Source organism: Bacillus sp. FSL L8-0099 (assembly GCF_038006385.1).
Lineage (GTDB): Bacteria > Bacillota > Bacilli > Bacillales > Bacillaceae_G > Bacillus_A > Bacillus_A toyonensis.
On the sequence record NZ_JBBOVC010000001.1, the window covers coordinates 3353053 to 3371933 of the forward strand.

Here is an 18881-nt window from a genome sequence, read left to right on the forward strand (position 1 = left end):
CACTATTAATGAAAGTAATTTAACTGCTACAGTAATTAACATTTAAAGTTTAATTACAACGTTAATTTATTTTATCTTTTACGACTTTAAGTTGTACCCTTATGCTAGAAGAACTCCTAGCCTTTTTTGTTCACCCAACACAATCTTACAGTAATTCCCTTTTATCAGAATATAGTGTGTAGCTGACTATAAATATTATGTTCACAGAAAAAAGGCCAACAATACAAGATCGTTAGCCTCTACTTTCCATATTCGCACCTTTTATCACTTTACTTCCTAACAACCGGAATCCACATTTCACCAAATAATAAGCCATTTCTCTGCCCCATCTCAACCGTTGTATTCGGTCCACCAACATAGGCAAAATCCTTTGCTTCTGGTAAAGCTTGACCGAAGGCGATGCCAGTAAGCTTATTACTTAGCTCTTCAGCCGTCTTACCTTCACCTTTCACTACTACATATTCCCCCTTAGGAAACTGAATCACTCTAGATTCTTCTTCTATTTGTGCTTCTGTCATGACACCCGCATAATACATCATTTTGTTATTCACCGCTTCGCTCACGGAAAAAATGTATTCATTTGTAGCTAAAGCTTTTAAAGTGTCCAGCCTTCCATCTTCTTTAACAGCCGACCAAAAGTCTTCCTTTTCTTTATTTATTCCAGCAAAGTCTGTGTATTCACTCTTAATTTCAGTTCCAATACCTAACACGATAAAGCTATCTTTTTCTTCTATAGTATAATTTTTCATCTGCAAAACCTGCCTCTTTTTTATTAATCAAACGATTTATCTTTTCATCTGATACGTTTATAATACCTTTAAACCATGTCAAAAAATGATACTGTTTAGGAGACCAAAATGAAAAAAGTCGAACGGATTAATACAATTATGCGGTATATCAACAACCGCTCCCACTTTACAATTTCTGAAATCATACGAGAATTTAACATCTCACGATCGACAGCTATTAGAGACATTAGAGAAATTGAAGCTATGGGGATGCCACTTGTCGCTGAAGTTGGAAGGACCGGAGGATATTTTGTTATGCATAACTCTATCCTGCCCGTTGTTCGCTTTACTGATAATGAAGTGAAAGCTCTTTTTATTGCCTTTATGGCTACGAGGAATCAACAACTTCCCTATCTAAAAAGTCGTCAGTCATTAGCAGAAAAACTACTAGGACTCATTTCAGAAACCCAGCAAGATGACCTTGTTCTTTTAAATCAACTCTTGCTGTTTGAAGGGACTAACCCTCATAATCCCGATCTACTTGAGCTTTCTGACCTCCCCCATCCTATGTTAGAAAAACTCATCCAACTCCTTCTTTTGGATAACCATTTATTGATTACCATCAAAGAAGAAGAGGAAATCAAATCTTATCCAATTTATCTACTACACCTTTATCAAGAAAAAAGCCATTGGATCATTGAAGGGTTTGACTTAAAAGAAGAAAAGAAGATAATGTTTCCTGTCGATGACCTCACCAATATCGAACCATACACGACGAAAAAAAGGCTAAATAAGAAAAAGATTTTAGAAAAACTAAGTAAGAAGGACGAAATAATCAACTTGGTACTTGAACTTGGACCAAAAGCGATTGCCCAGTTCAAAAAATACCATCCTTTAAAAGGATCAATATCTTATACAAATCCTTACCAGTCTACAGCCATTTTAAAAACTTTTATCAATGTTAACAATCCCGATGAAGTGACGGAAATAACAAATTGGCTACTTTTCCTAGGGAAGGATATTAAAATCAGGGAAATACCCGATGAAGTATTAGCAGATTTACAAAAACGAGTGTGCTTATATATTCCATAAGCAGTGAGCCTCAAATATTAAGCTTTATCACTGGACAATCATCCTATTTTTAAATACCATTTCATTTACTACAATGAGAGCATGAAAAATAATAAAAGCACGGAAAATCTCCCGTGCTTTTCTAAACGTATATATTATTCCTGAAGGTTTCGTTTATCTCGTTTCTTACCCTAACTGACGTTTAAATGCTTTACTAGCAAAGAAGTAAGCAATAACCATGATTCCGACGCACCAAGCGAGGGCAATCCAAATATCGTTTCCAACAGTTCCTTCATATAATAGAGCACGAATCGCATTCACAATTGAAGTCACAGGCTGGTTCTCAGCGAACGCACGAACAATTTTTGGCATCGTTTCGGTAGGGACAAAGGCCGAACTAATAAATGGAAGAAAAACTAGCGGGTACGAGTAAGCAGTCGCCCCTTCCATAGACTTCGCTTTCAATCCTGGAATGATAGCTAGCCATGTTAGCGCCAACGTAAACATCCCTAGTATCCCAGCTACTGCAAGCCAATCTAGAATATTAGCGCTGGAACGAAAGCCCATTAAGAGTGCAACAAGAATAACCACCACGATAGTAAGTACATTAGCAACAAGAGAGGTTAAAACGTGGGCCCACAATATAGATGAGCGCTTAATAGGCATCGTAATGAAACGTGCCATCAGCCCACTCTTTACATCCGTAAATAGTCGCACGGAAGTGTAAGCTACACCGGATGCGATAGCCATTAGCAAAATTCCCGGCAATAAATAATTGACGTAATTTTCCGTTCCTGTTTTTATTGCGCCGCCAAACACGTAGACAAATAATAGCATCATCATAATCGGTGTAATCGCTACCGTAATAATTGTATCCGGACTGCGCATAATGTTACGCATTAAACGACCTAGTAATACACCAGTTTTACTTTTCATTTACATCTCCTCCTTTTTACCGATAATCGCAAGGAAGATTTCTTCCAATGTCGGTTGCTTTTCGATATACTCCACTTTTGCCGGTGGGAACATCTCTTTTAGTTCAGCAAGAGTACCTGTCGTAATAATTTTTCCGCCATGCAAAATAGCGATACGGTCTGCCAGTTGTTCTGCTTCCTCCAAGTACTGAGTCGTAAGCAAAATAGTTGTACCGCTACCGGCAAGTTCCTTAACTGTATCCCACACTTCGATTCGCGCTTCAGGATCAAGTCCAGTCGTTGGTTCGTCAAGAAAAATAATTGCTGGCGCTCCAATCAAACTCATCGCGATATCAAGCCGGCGCTTCATTCCGCCTGAATACTGATCTGCCCTTTGGTTTGCCGCATCAGTCAGGCTAAATCTTGCAAGTAGATTGTCAGCAACTTGAGCGGGATTGGAAACACCACGTAACTTGGCGATCATTATCAAGTTTTCCCTCCCAGTAAGCATACCGTCTAAAGCTGCGAACTGCCCTGTCAAACTGATACTTTGACGAACATGATCTGGTTGACGCTGTACATCAAATCCGCAAATGCTTACTTCACCGCCATCTTGCTTCATTAGCGTCGAAAGGATTTTGACCGTTGTTGTCTTTCCCGCTCCATTTGAGCCTAGCAGCGCGAAAATTTCTCCACGCTGCACCTCAAAATCTACCCCTTTTAAAACTTCCTTGTCTTTAAAGGATTTTTTCAAGCCTTTTATAGAAATCGCTGCATTACTCATACTTTTTTCCTCCCTATAAAGTGAAACTTTAATCAGTGGGGGTTTTGTTCATCCCCCACTGATTATTAGTTGAATCAATCGGGCTTTTACGGGCAGTTGATCCCCCACCTAACTTCTTTGCTTACGCTGAATTTTGAGGTGGGGGTCTTACTGCCCGTTAATGCGGGATAAAAATGTTTTGCGAAGATAATTTATTTACCTCTACCTATTTAGTATCACTGATATTCTGTATTACTTAGTACTGAGTTAAAAATATAACTGAATAGCTATGGTGGCAATTCATATGTGTAACCAGCTAATCAGTCGGTATTACTTATTCCATTTATTTTTTTCTCAATTTCTTCATAATACTTTCATTCAAATCTTCACGATACTTGGAGACGTAAGTTTTAGCGTTTGCCACTAGTTCGTCAGCAAAGGATGCCACGTCATCCCCAGTAATGTCAAGCACTTGTCTTCCTTCCGCTGCACCCGCTTCGAACAAATCGATTAATTCATACTGTATGTGTAACATATCCATCCCGTTACCCGCTGAGAAATTCCACATGTAGTTTTGAATTTTCTTAAATACAAATTGGTAGTCCTCTGGCAGAGCCTCAACTCGTGCCATCATCATTTTGTACTCTTTTTTATCACCAATTAACTTTTTAAACATTTCTAACATCTTATTTTCCTCCTTTTTTATAAAACCGAGCAAGAAATTCCCAAAGTATCGGCCGGAACATTTTATCTTATGAACCTATTTTGACTTCAAGACGTTAATTTTTGACGATACAAAATCCCATTTTTCCCAAAACAATTCAAGCTCCTGGCGGCCTTCTTCATTTAATGAATAAAACTTACGAGGCGGTCCCATATCTGATGGTTTCTTTTCAATATTCACAAGCTTTTTCTTCTCTAATCGTACGAGGATGGTATACACCGTACCTTCCACAACTTCGGTAAACCCAAGATCATTCAGGTGGCGGGTAATCTCATAGCCATACGTTTCACGGCGACTAATGATTTCCAGTACACACCCTTCCAGTGAACCTTTCAGCATTTCAGTTAAATTTTCCATGTCCTGATCCTCCTTTACCCCTATTCTGTCTGACTTATATTCAGTATCACAGAGTACTAAGGCGAATTTTTCACTGAATAGTTTTTGTGAATCCGAACTATTCAGTATCACTTATTACATCTACATTGTATGACTAAGTAGTTGTGAATGTCAACTTTATTTTCAAAAAAATTTAAAATCCGCTTTCCCCTAACCGAATACAACCTACTTTTTATGATGAACTATCCATATAGCTAGTAAGCTGCAGAAAGATCTACAACAAAAACATGTACATTTTTTGTTGTAAGGGCCATCAAACTAGCAAAAAAGAGCTGATTCAATGTGTAATTTAAATCAGCTCTTTTTTCTCTTTTTTATTGTTTTTATACCGACATATCTTGTTTTTTCACAATGCAAATTGTTTCTCACTACGATTTCCCATACATATAAAGCATAAAGGCAAGTGCGATTAGAGAAACCCCCCAGAGATTAGTCGTACATGATACGAGCCCTTAAAATAAAATTCTGCTAGGAATTTTTGCTCTATATTCTCTTTTATTTTATTTGTGATAGTTGATTAACAACACTATCTAAAAATTTTTCTACCTTTTCTTTTGATGTATCCGGCGTATGATAACCAATCGTAAATGTAAGTCTTCCATTAAAAGAGCTTGCTCCCATTGAAAAGAATGGTGCATACATAATAGGTGATGTCATATACCCGTCCTCAGCTTGAATTTCACCAAACTGAATAGGTTCATCAGCGATCACTCCCAAATTTGTCAGTAATGGCAACGCCATTCCCATCTGTATAGCCTGTTCATATTGCTGATTAAACATTTTCTTCACTGTAGATAGCTTCATTTCTGCCAGTAGCTCCATTCCTGCTGCTGAAGAAAGACCTGGATTTTGAGACTTTATTTTATCCATTGATTGTTTAACTCGAACAAGAGTCTGATTAAATGTTTCATCGTCTTCCATTTTAATCACTGGCATTTCCATACCGGATAGGTTGCAAATAGCACCAGTTGTAGAATTAGGCAGGTATCGACGTAAATCAATTGTCAAACCGATCATTTTTTCTGCGGTGCGAGGTTCTGCATACACAGTGAAATGTGATAAAGCTCGGAAGTATGCAGTCATGATTACATCATTCAAGGTAGCCTGTTGCGCTTTTGTCCATTGGGTTAAACGTAGAATTTGATCATGGCTCAACCGCCGTACGGACATTTGTGGGAATTTATTTTTGTTAGGTTGAGATGGAAAAGACCATAACGATGCCTGTTGTTCTTGATTAGGACGATACGCTCTTTTTATGTCCGTTACTCCAGCATATTTGAATACATGTGATTGATCTCGACAACTCTCATTTCCCTCACCAAATTCCTTTATAATTTGCTTCTTAGATCGCCCCAATGAAAGGTGAGTATATATTGTTCCAAGCAATTTAATATATTCCTTGACTCCTGTACCATCTGAACATAGATGAGATAATTTCACAACTAACATATCTGTTGTAGTGCCCCGTAATAACTTCGTTTGAACCATAGGCCCCTGAATACGATCACCAGGTTCCTTAATAAAATCTATTGCCATTATTTCAAGTTCTTGATTATTTCCTTCTGCAAAAAAGCAAATAGATGAGTTAGTGTCAGATGAATGTTCCTCCCAGTAAGGAATATCATTTTCTACAAACCGGCTGTTCAAAACTGGCTGCAATTGTAACGTTATCCTTACTGTTTCTTCAAGTATTTCCTTTGATATACCTACAGGAAAATAAAGAACTGCATTAATTTGTTGATCTGCAGAATAAAGACCTAATACATAATTCATTCGATCTTGAGGTGTTACTGAATACTTTCTTTGCTCCATAATTCCGTCCCCCTTTAGGACTTTTGTATAACCCTATTTTCCATATGCTTGTAACTTTTCTAGCCATTTTTCTTCAAGAGCTAACAACGCTTACTTTTCGAATTTTTTAACACAATCATCTTCTCCGTATTGGTTTCATTCTTTTTGCAGGTGATACATCCATTATTTTATTGTTATTACCATTGCCTAACTACTTCAATAAAACTAAACGAAAATAAATTTAGTTTACATATACATAAACATTTTATGATAAAGTCTATGAATTATCAATACGGCAAATAAATCATTTTTATGTCTATCAATAAAAAACAATATATTCAAGGGCCACTTCATAATAAAAGGTTGATGGGCATGTATATGTACCCATATCGCTATCAAAATAAGAATGAGAATTTTTGCAACAAAAATATGCTGCAGATATTGATTTTATAGTAAAAAAAGCCCCTCCATTTTGAAAATGTGCAATCAAAATGAGTAGGGCTATTTCCGGTTTAAATTTTATAAAAGAATGATTATCATAAATAATATTTTATTTTTTAGTCTACCGTATTATTTTCAATCTATTTTCCTAATAAATAAATAAATAATTGGATTTTATTCTTATAATTTGAGATGGTATCGTTGATTTTTAAAAATAGAAAGCTTATTTTCAAATCAAATGAAAAAGAGTTGAAATTATAGATATTCATGTAGAAATTTCATTTTGGGGATACTTAAAAATCTTAAGTTGATGGGCATGTGACGCTACCCCACATCCATCAACTTAAGGTATGTTTTTACACAAAATGTGTTCTTTCCATAGAGTTTTTTATAATCTTTTCTGGATTTTATAAAAGTTGGCATATCAAATAAACCCTGACGGGCTTCAATTTTTTTACTATGCTACCTGATGAGTAGAAGTGGTATACTCATATACAACACCCAAAATATCAAAGACTGTCTTTTTCTCATATCGATGAGATTTTCGTCCGTTGTGCTGTAGGAGGTTAAACAGACGAAGGAGAACCTTTGATAATTCTTGGGTGTTTTTGTGTAATGCTTGGTAAAAAAGTAAAAAATAATCCTTAATTATGTACATCGCTTTATATTCACTTAGCTCTTTCTGTTTCTTACGTAACAGGAGTTCTCGCATTTTAAACATAGTAGAAGAACATAATAGAATACTAATGAGTTGCCCATAAAGGTGACATTCTAAGCGTTCTTGTTTAATAGATTTACAACGATGAATTTGAAACCAAGATTTCCATATTTTAAATAACAGTTCAATTTGCCAACGCAGTGAATATAGATCATAAATTTTCTCTTTTGGTACCCATTCCGTAGGAATGTTTGTCATATATACCGTAATGCCTTGTAAAAGTTTTGTACGCTCTGTATATGTAATTCCTTTTTTCTTTTCGCGAATAGCTCGATCACGTAGGCGTTTCTGTTTTTGCTCCTCGGTACATCTATAAACCACAATGCGAGTAGGCAGTTTGTCTTTACTCCCCACATATACATCATGTAATTCATACACTTGGCCAGGTTGTAATTGTTTCATGATGTCTTCCAAATGAATTTGTATATATACCGGTCTCAATTGAGCGGGTTTTGTTTTAAATACGACTGTTTCGAATTCTTTTCTATATATTTTAGTTGGTAACTTAAGACGTGATAAATAATATCCTTGCTTATCTTGAATAGACTTAAAATCTTGTAGACGAAAATATCCTAAGTCACGAATATATAGTTCATTCTTTTGTGCCATGCCTGTTCGAGTCGCACTATATGCCTGATCACTTCGTTTTCCTGGTTCAATTTCCACATCAGAAAATTTTCCACTCAACAAGTCATACTCTAGTTGAATTTTCACACCAGCTGTATGACTACATCCTCCGGCACCAGGATAAGTAGTTGCGAATCGATCTGGAACTTGGAAGGTTGTAGAATCAAGGACGAGAATCCGTTCAAAATAAGAAGAAAGAGAATGAGAAATCTTAGATACTCCTCCAATTTTAGCTTGTAGAAGTGTAGTAAATACAGTGCGAAAGAAGGCTACTGAAGCCGAATTAAATCGTCGATTAAGTCCCTCCGGACTTAATAAAATTCCTGTTGAAGTTTCTAATTGACTACAAAGTTGAGTAAGAGAGGTAGTAGCGATTTGTTGATTTAACCATACACACAAAGATAAGAAATGGTGCCCGTGGCACTTGCGTTTTCGTTTCATCCCGCCTGCTTCTATAGCTAGTTGATTAAGTGTAGCGGGAGACATATATCGATATAGCTCCTCGGCAAATAAAGATAACTCTTGTTTTTGGTGCATATTCATAAAAAGCACGTCACCCTTTCTCATTAACATAAGAAAATAGTAACGTGCTTTTAACTTCAAAAATAGTCTAAATCCTTAAGTTGATGGATGTGTGACGCTACCCCATAAGCTATATTTTTTAAATAAATTATCTTAAACTCAATGTTTTTTTCGCAAATTTATTGTTACAATATAAATTGTAACGGTTACATAAAGTTAAATAAGACTTGTGGTATTAAGTCAAGTATATGATTGATAAAAGCTAGAGAAGAATTTCTAAAAAAGAGCGCAGGAAACTAAACCTTAGGAATACACAGAACGTCAGTTCGTATTTTTAGGTGGGAAATATGAATGTTTGTTCATATCCCTAAAGCCGCCTTGAAAGGATATCAAAAGCAGTAGTTAGCTCTTGATTTACACGCTCCTTTATGGCATGTAGAGTTGGTGGTTGCGTAGTAGCACATCCACCAGACGCACTAGTTTTCTCGCTGTTAAGACAAGGGCTCTTTTATGTTTGTATTTCGGAACTTCATCATATTTCTTTAAATAATAAGCACGGTAAGTAGCTTCACGAAGTTGTACAGAGTTGGCAGCTTCAACCATGTAATAACGAAGATACTGGTTTCCCGTTCGTGTCATGGGTGTTCGTTCCGATTCAAAGTTTCCAGATTGCGATTTTTTCCAGTAAAGACCGGTGTATTTGGCCAATTGTGCTTCGTTCTCAAAGCGTTCAATTTGTCCAACTTCCGCAATGATTCCCGCGGCGTATACGACTCCAATGCCTGGAACACTTGTTAAATATCTCGCTTCTGGAATGGCTTCGAATAAAGCAGTAATGCTTTTTTCTATCTCTTTGATTTGTTTTTTCAATGTTTGAATCAATCGTGCATAAGTGGCTAATACAACGTCCACAGAGTCTTGAACGACCTTACCTAGTCGGTAGGAGTCACGTATGGCTTTCTTGATGGTTTTCGCTAAATCTTCCGGGTCGCTAAAGCGTCCTTTCCCCTTTTTCTGAAGAAGAGTAGCGAGTGCTTCTAGATCCATTTCTGCGATTTCATCCAACGAAAGGGAATCTGAGAGTATTTCCATCATCGTCGCACCAAAAACAGAGGTATTTAACTCTTTCGATAACGTATTACATTTGTAGTAAAGGTTCTCCAGAAAGTGTTGCTTACATTCTGTTTGCTGGTGAACGAGTTGATATCTAGATCGTGTTAAACGTTGAAGGGCAACGTATTTTTCCTCCTTGATAAGAAACTTATTATACCGCCCGATTCGTAAAAAATCGGCAATACGGAAAGCATCTATTTTATCGGTCTTATCTTCTTCAAAGAGTTTTTTATACCGATGGATGGCTTTTGGATTTTGTACGACCACTTCCACGTCTATAGTTTCCATCCTTATCTTCCGTTAGGAACATGGAAGGATGGAAACTATAGACGGAAGTAGATTCCATGCCAATGACAATTTTTTCATAGTTGTACAACTGGTGAAAATGGAGAATATCCTCCTTAATGGCGTTGGCACCATTCACATCGTTTGAAAGACAAATTTCTTTCAAAACAGTGTCATGACTGTCAAGAAAACATACATCAAGTTTTTCAGAGCTTACATCAATAGCTACGAATAATCTCAAAGAAAGGACCTCCTTTCTTTGAATAGTATTTGGAATGAGCTTGGATACTGTGGGATCTCCCTAGAGTCCAAAACATAGCCACAACCTCGCGTATGAGTATTCAATGATTGCCTTCACCTAAGCTGCCCTCCCACCACTATGAGAGGTAAGTGAAGGAAACCGATACAGCTTGTGCGTATGCAGTGCATTTTGGTCTGGGTCACAGTCTTTTAACGTGGTCGAACTACAGGAGGAGTAAGCATATTCCCGATGGATCCATTTCCATACTTCCATTATCTAGGGAAATCCCCCAGTATCCAAGACTAAATTTTACCCATACATCATTTTTTTGATGTAGCTCTTGAAGATAAAAACTATTTAATTTTCAAGGAACAGTTATTAACTTAAAACTTATTATACGAGGAGGGTGTATCATGAAAAAAATATGCTTTGTATTAATTGTCGACGCTGGTATAAATTATGGTTCAATATTTTCTCTACCATTTTTAAGGAATCAGGATGATTTGAAGGAATATTTTTCTAAGTATTATGATGTCTCAATTAATTATATTAGGGATAAAAACTCAGTTGACTATTTGGTAGTTCCCAAACCGTGTCCACCTTTTGATAATGAAAATAATCTTCCAATAATTGAAGTACCAGCAATCTTATTTATGGAAAAGGATTTTGAAAAAATAAAGACTTATATAGACAATTATTTTTCTAATAGCTCATAAAGAAAATAAAAGTACAGTAAAAAGAAGTCCGATAAAAAACGAGTGGCGTAGAATATTTCTATTAATCATTCGTTTTTTATTATATTTACATATATTTTTTAAAAGAGGATTATAGACGTTCTGAAAAAAATTAATTATAACAAGAACAGTGTTCGTGCTACTATCTACGGTTATTTTTTGGGTTCTGGTGCAAAGATAAAATAAAAGAGAATATAGCGCATATATTTCGAGCGGAATTGTATTTTATGCTGTTAGCCCAAACAATTGATGGATGAATTCTTTCTGATTTTGGACAGACTGGTCCCGTAAATCAATCTGTTCTTTTTTAATCATATGCATGGCTTCAACACCACTCAATATAGAAGTTGCAGTTTTAAATGACTTAAACCCCAACATAGGATGCACACGTTTCTTAATAAAACGATGATCTTGTTCCACTATATTATTGAGATATCTAACTTGTCTTAGCTTTATGCCTTCGGGCATATGTTTTTCTTCTTTCAACGCTTGAATTGCTACAGGATAGGCAGGGTTCTTATCTATTGTTATCACGCGAGGTTTAGAAACGTACGAAAAAGTCAGGGCTTTCTTGAAAAAACACTTGGCGGCTTGTTTATCTCTTGATTTACTTAGATAAAAATCAATGGTATTCCCTTCTAAATCAACGGCACGATATAAATACATCCATTGCCCTTTTACTTTAATATAGGTTTCATCGACTCTCCATGAATCATTTGTTGATTTTAGATGATGTCGTACTTTCTCTTCTAGTTGAGGTCCATATTGATGAACCCAGCGCATAATCGTTGTGTGAGCAATGGATAATCCTCTTTCCTCCATCATTTCCACCAGGTTACGGAAGCTCAAATTGTACCTTAGGTACCACCTTACTGTTAATAAGATTAGTTCCGGCTGATAATGCTTCCATTTGAACAAATTTCTCTTTTCCATACCGATCACACACCTTTTTTAGAGTAATACTATCAGTATGTCCAAGTTTAGGAGATTACTGGCAAGAGCTTTAGAGTTTTTGCACCAGAACCTATTTTGGTTCTGGTGCAAAAAATAATGTCATTGTGTACACTGAAATTATGCATAAAAAGTACGTCACTCTTTCTCGTTAATATAAAAGAATAGTAACGTGCTTTTAACTTTAAAAATAGCCTAAATGCTTAAGTTGATGGCGATGTGGCGTTACCCTTTAAAAACTTTATAAGATCATAAAATTTATAGATATAGCAGATTCTCTTTATTAATAAAATAAATCATTTGTATGTACGTTTACTCACGCACATACAAATGATTTATAAAGCCACAATTAAATGAAAACATCTTTTCTGTTACGATAACATCATAGCCATGTCTTCTGCTGCATTTGTAATTAGTTTTAAACCAAATGTTTCTTGTAATACATCAAGCACGCCAGGTGAAATAAATTCAGGAGCCTTTGGACCGATGCGAATATCTTGAATTCCAAGACTAAATAGCCCGAGCAAAATGGCAACTGCTTTTTGTTCAAACCATGATAGGACAATACTTACTGGCAATTCGTTCACTTCACATTGAAAAGCATCTGCTAAAGCGGCCGCTATTTTCACTGTAGAAATGGAGTTGTTACATTGTCCTAAGTCAATGTAACGCGGAATTTCCGTGCCAGGTACAACACCGTAATCCACATCATTAAAGCGGAATTTCCCGCAAGAAGTTGTTAAAATAACTGTTTCTGGTGGAAGTGATGTTGCTAATTCACGATAGTATTCCCCACCTTTCCCTGGTGCATCACAACCGGCGATAACAAAGAAACGCTTTATTTTCCCTTCTTTTACTGCATCAATAATTTCTGGAGCTAATGATAATACTGTATTATGATGAAACCCTGTCACTAACTGTTCATCCGACTCCATATGTACTTCTGGAAGTTCTAGCGTTTTTTGAATTAATGGTGTAAAATCATCATTTTCAATTTTTTGTACACCTTCTAAACCTGCAATGTCATATGAAAAGAATCGATCAGAGTACGAGCCTTTAATTGGCATAACACAGTTCGTTGTAGCTAATATGGCACCAGTAAATTTTTCAAAAAGGCGTCTTTGATCATACCATGCCTTACCGATGTTTCCTTTTAAATGTTTATATTTTTTCAGCTGCGGGTATCCGTGTGCTGGTAGCATTTCAGAATGCGTATAAATATTAATGTCTTTTCCTTCTGTTTGCTTTAATAGTTCTTCTAATGCAAATAAATTATGGCCCGTAACTACAATTGCTTTACCTTCTACACGATTTTGTGTAATTTGTACAGGTTCTGGCACACCAAAATGATTCGTATGTGCCTCATCCAATAACTCCATCACCCGTAAAGCTGATTTCCCAACTTTCATAGCCATATCAATATGCTCTTGTTCGTTAAAATTAGAATTTGTTAATGTCATATATAAAGCTTCTTGTGTTGTAGCATCTACAAATGCATCCGTATACCCTAGCTGAGCAGCATGTGTGCGATAAGCTGCAATTCCTTTTAGCCCAAACACAATCGTATCTTGTAAACTCGCAATCGTTTCATTCTTGCCACAAACACCCATTACTTTACAACCGCCTGTTGGCGTTTGTTCACATTGATAACAAAACATATCATCCCACCCTCTCCCAATCATTCATTACACCTTAAGCATAATACCCATTGAAAAAAAGTGATGTGATATCAATCACAATAATATATAAAGATTTGTGACAGTTCATATTGTTGACATAATATTTTTATTGACATCCAAAAATATACATTAGTGTGCACACATCTTTCGATACTTTTAAATAACTAAATAATTAATTTGGAGAAATATATACAATGAAAAAATTTTTTTGAATCCCTTATACAAATAGTTGCAATTCATCACATATGAAAATAGACATAAAAATACGCTATTCTTTCTATCATTCAATAGAAAGAATAGCGTATTTTTTATTTTAAGGAACTATCATTTTTTTATTAAAGCCTTTATTGTAAACCTCTTTATTTACAATAAATTTACACTATCTTAACATTACTTACATTATTTATATGATATATTTATATAGAAGCTACTTAAGAAATATCATATACATTTTATCTTTATGATCTCTAATCTAATCAATAAAAAGATCATGTTATATTTTTATAACAGGGGTGAATTACGATGACTGAAACTTTAAAAACACTTATAATGCTTGATGCTACTTACGTTGTTATTGCAATTATGACAGTACTAGTATTTGTATACTTGGAATTAAAATCTCAGTAATATATGCTGGCGTAATCGACAGATTCAGCATTTAAATATAGTTAGAAGAACGAGAGGAGAAAATTATTTCTCCTCTCGTTTGTATTTCTACAATTTCTTATTTTAATAAATCCAATGTATGTAAAAGTAATCCCCTGTCTCCTACTTCCCCGTGACCAGGTACTACCAAATTTATATTTCTATATCGCTTCAGCATATTCTCAATCGATGTGGACCATTCATTTACGTACGCATCCGCAACATTTCCTAAATTTTTAGCTTCCGCAGATTTTACTAAACAGCCTCCAGCTAAAATTTGATATTGTGGCAACCAAACAACAATATTATCTTCTGTATGTCCTTTCCCTGGATAGAACGTTTCTACTTTTGTATTGCCAAACTTCAAACTCGTAATTGTTTGTAAATCTCCAAGCGGTTCTTCATATCCACTTTTCTTTGCTAGTTCTGCGGTTAATGCTGTACCATGCGCTTTAATGCCTCTTTCTTTCAACGTTTTTATTCCGCCAATTCGATGATCAGCGTGCGCATGTGTAATAACGACATCCGTTACGCACTTCTGAAATTTCTTTTCTACCATTTCTATTAGTTCCTTCGTTAATTTATCATCCCAAGAAGAATCAACAAGTACTAACCCTTTAGAAGTATTAAGAACTAGACCGTTCGAAGGAACTGCTTCTCCATTAAAATAACCTAACTCCGTATGAACCCATACATTCTTGTTTAACTGAGATATTGAAATGGTTCCCGTCTCATTTTTTATTACTTTTTGCTCTACCTTTTGTGATGCTTGTACAGAAGAAATCGTGCTAACAAATTGAGTTGTTCCTAGTAAACTTACACATAATCCTACTTTTAACAACGTATTCTTTTTCATGTTATCAACCCTTTCTTTCAAGCTAAATAGTTATTACCTATATTAGACAATTCATCTCAAATGTTTGTTCCATCTTCATTTGCATACTTTTATGTAATTAACAAAAAAGCGTACAAAATTTTGTACGCTTTAAAACTTAATCTTCCATTCCATAATTCTCAAACTCTTCCTCATTCCCATAAAACACATTTAAATCAATATACTTTTCTTTTCCATTATAACCACTTAATCTCCCACGGTTCGTGTATTGCCAAAACGTCCATTTTCTCTCATCAGATAAACTCGGTTTTGTAAGAACACTACGAATCCATATATCACATTTTGGATACGCATCCTTTATATATAAATCATACGCCTCTTGCGTTGCATATAATATTACTTTCTTATCGTAATGTTTTTCCAGCATTTCAATCATGACCGCCAACTCTTTCGTAACATCTTCACGCTTAGGCGGATTATCTTTTTTGTTAGCGTAAAACTCAACATCAATTACGGGTGGCAGTGCTTGTTTATATTTTGGAACAGTTCGTATAAATTGCTCTGCTTGTGTTTCACCCTTACTATCGAAACTAAAAAAATGATACGCTCCGATGCGCATATCTGTCTTATTCGCATTCGTCCAATTTTTCGAAAAGTACTCATCCACAAACGAGCTTCCTTCAGTCGCCTTTATAAACGCAAACTTCATATTTTGCTTTTCCAACTCTCTCCAATCTATATCCCCTTGATACGATGCGACATCTACACCTTTTATTTCATACTTATCAGCACTTATTTGATTCGGAATGAATATGCCTTGAAAAACTAAGTAAACGACAACACTTATTACACTAATTAAAGTAAAGATTCCTCCTATAAAAAGCTTCTTTTTCATTCATATCACCCATCTTTACAAATTAAAATTCTACTTACCATTCACGCTTTTTATTAATTTTCATTTTTTCTTCAAACGCCTTCTCTAAATCAACATTTAATTTATTTGCTAAATCACATACATTCCAAATTACATCAAACATTTCTAAACCGATCTCTCTTTTCGCATCTTGTATTGTATCACGCTTTAATATGACTTCCGCTAATTCACCTAATTCCGCCATCGTATATATGGTGCGCTCTTCAATTGTTGTATCTTGAAATCCTTTTTCTTTACTGAAATTTGATACATACCTCTGAAACTCCACAATATTCATACTTAATCTTCCCTCATTACCAATACTCCATTTTTCTATTACACTTAAAACCAAAATTATATTTTGTTAAATTATAACATTCGGACTATAATTTATTTATAGCCCATTAACGGAGGTGTTTGCAATGACTCTCTTCGCTTCCCCATCATTATTCATAGTGGCAATCCTTTCATTTGCACTAGCTTATTTCATTGGAGTAAAACAATACACTTGGCTCTTATCAGGATTCAACGAACGCCGCGTGCCTGATAAAGTGAAGTTATCAAAAATAGTTGGTCTTTATAATTTAGTTGCTGGTGTCATTGCCACAATCGGTAGTGTCTTCACTACTCCTAATGTCACGATCGTTATTCCTATCATTATAATTGGACACTTTATTATCGCCGCTTATGTAAATACACGCATGGTGCAGTGAAAAAAGATCACCCAAATGGATGATCTTTTTTATAATTTATCAACATATTGCTTCGCTTCTAGTAAGGAAAAACCAAAAGCTTCTCTTACTCTCTTAACTGCTGTAATTTTTTTGCCTTCTTCTACAAGCTGGCGTAGTTCTTTATTAATTTCAGGTTCTCTTTCTATAATTCCCATTTCTTTCGTAATTAATTGTAATCTATCTTCAATTCTCTTTAAACGCGCATCATTTTTCTTTTCAATTGTAGTTAATTTTTCAGCGATATAAATGAAACCAAAGGCTACTATCGGTATAACCATCCAGAATTCCATGAATGTTGCCCCTTACTAACTTTCATTTGTTTTATTTCACTAACTTATGTAAATTTTACCACATCAAACATTTAATGTATAATACTACTATATCAAACTGTTAATAAAACCTATTATTTTAGGGGGACACTTTATGAAAAGATTTTTAAATACGTTACTTCAATTTGTAGTTCTTTCAATCGTGCTACATTTATTATTTGATATAGTTGGTTGGCTTGTTTTCAATGCACCAATTAAAAACAAACAAATCATTATTTCTTTAATAACAATCTCATGGGTTATGTACATGTACCGAGACAAATTTTTTCAAAAGTTCACTTCAAACTAACTAAAAAAGAAAACACTTCATTGGTGAATGACGAAGTGTTTTCTTTTTTTTACTACTGTATAATAAAAATAATATTCTGTCTTTAAAGAAAGGAGTCACCATGAACTTAAAAAGTAGCAATATATACGAGAAAATGAATCAATATTCCGTTGCAGGTTTAAGCCTCGCTGTTATACGTAATGGCAAACTAGATGAAGCGACTGCCTTTGGAACACTTGAAGCTGGAACAACTAGAGCTGTTACTACAAATTCTCTCTTTAATTCTTGCTCTATCAGCAAATTCATCACTACAATGCTCGTACTAACATTATCAGAGCAAGGTATCGTATATTTAGATGAAGACGTAAATGATAAACTCACATCTTGGAACATTCCTACCAATCTATTTACTTCACAAAAAAGCATCACTTTGAGAAACTTATTAAGCCATCAATCTGGACTCATTGATCCACCTAATAGTTTTGAACATTATACACCTGCAAAAGGATTACCTAATATGTCTGAGCTCCTTTCCGGTAAAACACTATATTGCCCCGTACCTATAGAAGTAGCTTATAAACCAGAAAGTGAATTTCATTACTCGGACGCAAACTTTTGTATAATCGAGCTACTACTAGAAGATATTACAGGAAAATCATTTAATCAGTTATTAGAAGAACATATCTTCCAGCCACTACAAATGAAAAATAGTACACTCTTCTCTCCAAAAGACATAGATAAAACTGATGTTTTTGCTTGCGGCCATAATAAAGATGGAACTGTAGCAAATGAGAGATTTCCATTTTATCCATTCGCAGCTGCTTCAGGCATTTGGACAACACCAACTGACTTATCAGCTTTAGTCATTGAAATCATTCATTCCTTACCAGGAAAGGGCAAACTAAAACTTTCTCAAAAATTTGTACTAGACATGATTTCTCCTCAAGGTTGCTCAAAATGGACTGGATTAGGTGTTTTTCTAGATGATTCTAATGAAGAATTACAGATTTATTCACTCGGATGGGGCGTCGGATTTCAATGTATGATGGTTTGTTATCCATACTGTGGGAATGGTGCTGTTATTATGACCAATTCCGATTTAGGTGTTCATCAAATGGAAGGGATCATTGGTGAGGTTGTAAAAACGTTATCCTTATAATGAAAATAAAGAAGCTGTTCCTTCCAGCTTCTTTATCTATATAACATTTTTCGCAACAATTTTTATATGTTCTGGTGCGATAATTTCCGTTATACTTTCTTGGAAATCTTCCCGCAACATTTCTTCCAAATGTTCTAACTGCACTTCAACATGAGTGCATTCTAAATTATGTATATTTAACAGTGCATAATGATCTTTTTTCTTAATTACTAAATATTGATTTTCCTCTGTCACAAGTACAGAACCTAATCGAACTCCTAGTAAGCGTTGATCATCAAACTTCATAATTACTTCCCCTTT

Annotated in this window: 19 protein-coding genes and 1 pseudogene; 5 read left to right on the plus strand and 15 right to left on the minus strand. The window is 35.2% G+C overall.

Annotated features, from left to right (window positions below; all coding sequences use genetic code 11):
• Positions 1–269 precede the first annotated feature (269 nt).
• Positions 270–749 (minus strand): GyrI-like domain-containing protein, encoded by a 480-nt coding sequence (locus MHH42_RS16930; RefSeq protein ID WP_000801034.1) that lies wholly within the window; start codon positions 747–749, stop codon positions 270–272.
• Positions 750–857: 108 nt separating this feature from the next.
• On the opposite strand from MHH42_RS16930, the gene MHH42_RS16935 reads away from it, so the two are divergent.
• Positions 858–1820, plus strand: coding sequence for a helix-turn-helix transcriptional regulator (locus tag MHH42_RS16935; protein WP_000755054.1), 963 nt, complete (start codon positions 858–860; stop codon positions 1818–1820).
• 165 nt (positions 1821–1985) lie between these two features.
• On the opposite strand, the gene MHH42_RS16940 is transcribed toward MHH42_RS16935, so the two are convergent.
• The 7 genes and pseudogenes from MHH42_RS16940 to MHH42_RS16970 all read right to left on the minus strand — a co-directional run bounded on the left by MHH42_RS16940 (position 1986) and on the right by MHH42_RS16970 (position 10334).
• The gene (locus MHH42_RS16940) at positions 1986–2735 is read right to left on the minus strand and encodes an ABC transporter permease (RefSeq protein WP_000837814.1); all 750 of its coding nucleotides are present in this window, start codon (positions 2733–2735) and stop codon (positions 1986–1988) included.
• Positions 2736–3497: an ABC transporter ATP-binding protein gene (locus MHH42_RS16945; protein WP_213744265.1), complete on the minus strand. Its 762-nt coding sequence runs from the start codon at positions 3495–3497 to the stop codon at positions 2736–2738.
• Positions 3498–3819: 322 nt separating this feature from the next.
• Positions 3820–4161, minus strand: a complete 342-nt coding sequence (locus MHH42_RS16950; protein WP_000891986.1) for a DUF1048 domain-containing protein — start codon at positions 4159–4161, stop codon at positions 3820–3822.
• Between the two features lie 75 nt (positions 4162–4236).
• Positions 4237–4557, minus strand: a complete 321-nt coding sequence (locus tag MHH42_RS16955) for a PadR family transcriptional regulator (protein ID WP_000429487.1) — start codon at positions 4555–4557, stop codon at positions 4237–4239.
• A gap of 534 nt (positions 4558–5091) precedes the next feature.
• Entirely contained in the window at positions 5092–6408 is a 1317-nt protein-coding gene (locus MHH42_RS16960; protein WP_340893640.1) for a condensation domain-containing protein, read from the minus strand.
• Positions 6409–7285: 877 nt separating this feature from the next.
• Positions 7286–8716, minus strand: coding sequence for an IS4 family transposase (locus MHH42_RS16965; protein ID WP_199692109.1), 1431 nt, complete (start codon positions 8714–8716; stop codon positions 7286–7288).
• 405 nt (positions 8717–9121) lie between these two features.
• A pseudogene (locus MHH42_RS16970) lies at positions 9122–10334 on the minus strand (IS110 family transposase).
• Positions 10335–10747: 413 nt separating this feature from the next.
• Here MHH42_RS16970 and MHH42_RS16975 point away from each other — a divergent pair.
• A complete protein-coding gene (locus tag MHH42_RS16975) occupies positions 10748–11050 on the plus strand; it encodes a hypothetical protein (RefSeq protein WP_070173558.1) in 303 nt (100 codons plus the stop codon).
• Positions 11051–11293: 243 nt separating this feature from the next.
• Here the strand turns inward: MHH42_RS16975 and MHH42_RS16980 are convergent, their stop codons facing one another.
• The 5 genes from MHH42_RS16980 to MHH42_RS17000 form a co-directional block, all read right to left on the minus strand.
• On the minus strand, positions 11294–12001 hold the full coding sequence (locus MHH42_RS16980; RefSeq protein WP_098638148.1) for an IS6 family transposase: 708 nt from the start codon (positions 11999–12001) through the stop codon (positions 11294–11296).
• Positions 12002–12390: 389 nt separating this feature from the next.
• Complete coding sequence (hcp, locus tag MHH42_RS16985) at positions 12391–13677, minus strand: hydroxylamine reductase (RefSeq protein WP_087948756.1); 1287 nt, start codon at positions 13675–13677, stop codon at positions 12391–12393.
• 745 nt (positions 13678–14422) lie between these two features.
• On the minus strand, positions 14423–15199 hold the full coding sequence (gene bla2 / locus MHH42_RS16990; protein WP_098638149.1) for a BcII family subclass B1 metallo-beta-lactamase: 777 nt from the start codon (positions 15197–15199) through the stop codon (positions 14423–14425).
• A gap of 136 nt (positions 15200–15335) precedes the next feature.
• Positions 15336–16073, minus strand: coding sequence for a glycoside hydrolase family 25 protein (locus MHH42_RS16995; RefSeq protein WP_000727669.1), 738 nt, complete (start codon positions 16071–16073; stop codon positions 15336–15338).
• A 34-nt stretch (positions 16074–16107) separates the two neighbouring features.
• Complete coding sequence (locus tag MHH42_RS17000) at positions 16108–16389, minus strand: MazG nucleotide pyrophosphohydrolase domain-containing protein (RefSeq protein WP_001028133.1); 282 nt, start codon at positions 16387–16389, stop codon at positions 16108–16110.
• Between the two features lie 124 nt (positions 16390–16513).
• Here MHH42_RS17000 and MHH42_RS17005 point away from each other — a divergent pair, with 124 nt between their 5' ends.
• Complete coding sequence (locus MHH42_RS17005; protein ID WP_000171769.1) at positions 16514–16804, plus strand: DUF3784 domain-containing protein; 291 nt, start codon at positions 16514–16516, stop codon at positions 16802–16804.
• Between the two features lie 29 nt (positions 16805–16833).
• Here MHH42_RS17005 and MHH42_RS17010 read toward each other — a convergent pair whose 3' ends face one another.
• Positions 16834–17115: a hypothetical protein gene (locus tag MHH42_RS17010; protein WP_000397728.1), complete on the minus strand. Its 282-nt coding sequence runs from the start codon at positions 17113–17115 to the stop codon at positions 16834–16836.
• Positions 17116–17248: 133 nt separating this feature from the next.
• On the opposite strand from MHH42_RS17010, the gene MHH42_RS17015 reads away from it, so the two are divergent.
• Positions 17249–17443 (plus strand): hypothetical protein, encoded by a 195-nt coding sequence (locus MHH42_RS17015; protein WP_000819660.1) that lies wholly within the window; start codon positions 17249–17251, stop codon positions 17441–17443.
• Between the two features lie 100 nt (positions 17444–17543).
• A complete protein-coding gene (locus MHH42_RS17020; protein ID WP_070173561.1) occupies positions 17544–18581 on the plus strand; it encodes a serine hydrolase domain-containing protein in 1038 nt (345 codons plus the stop codon).
• Positions 18582–18617: 36 nt separating this feature from the next.
• On the opposite strand, the gene MHH42_RS17025 is transcribed toward MHH42_RS17020, so the two are convergent.
• Positions 18618–18866, minus strand: coding sequence for a hypothetical protein (locus tag MHH42_RS17025; protein WP_000666948.1), 249 nt, complete (start codon positions 18864–18866; stop codon positions 18618–18620).
• Positions 18867–18881: the final 15 nt, after the last annotated feature.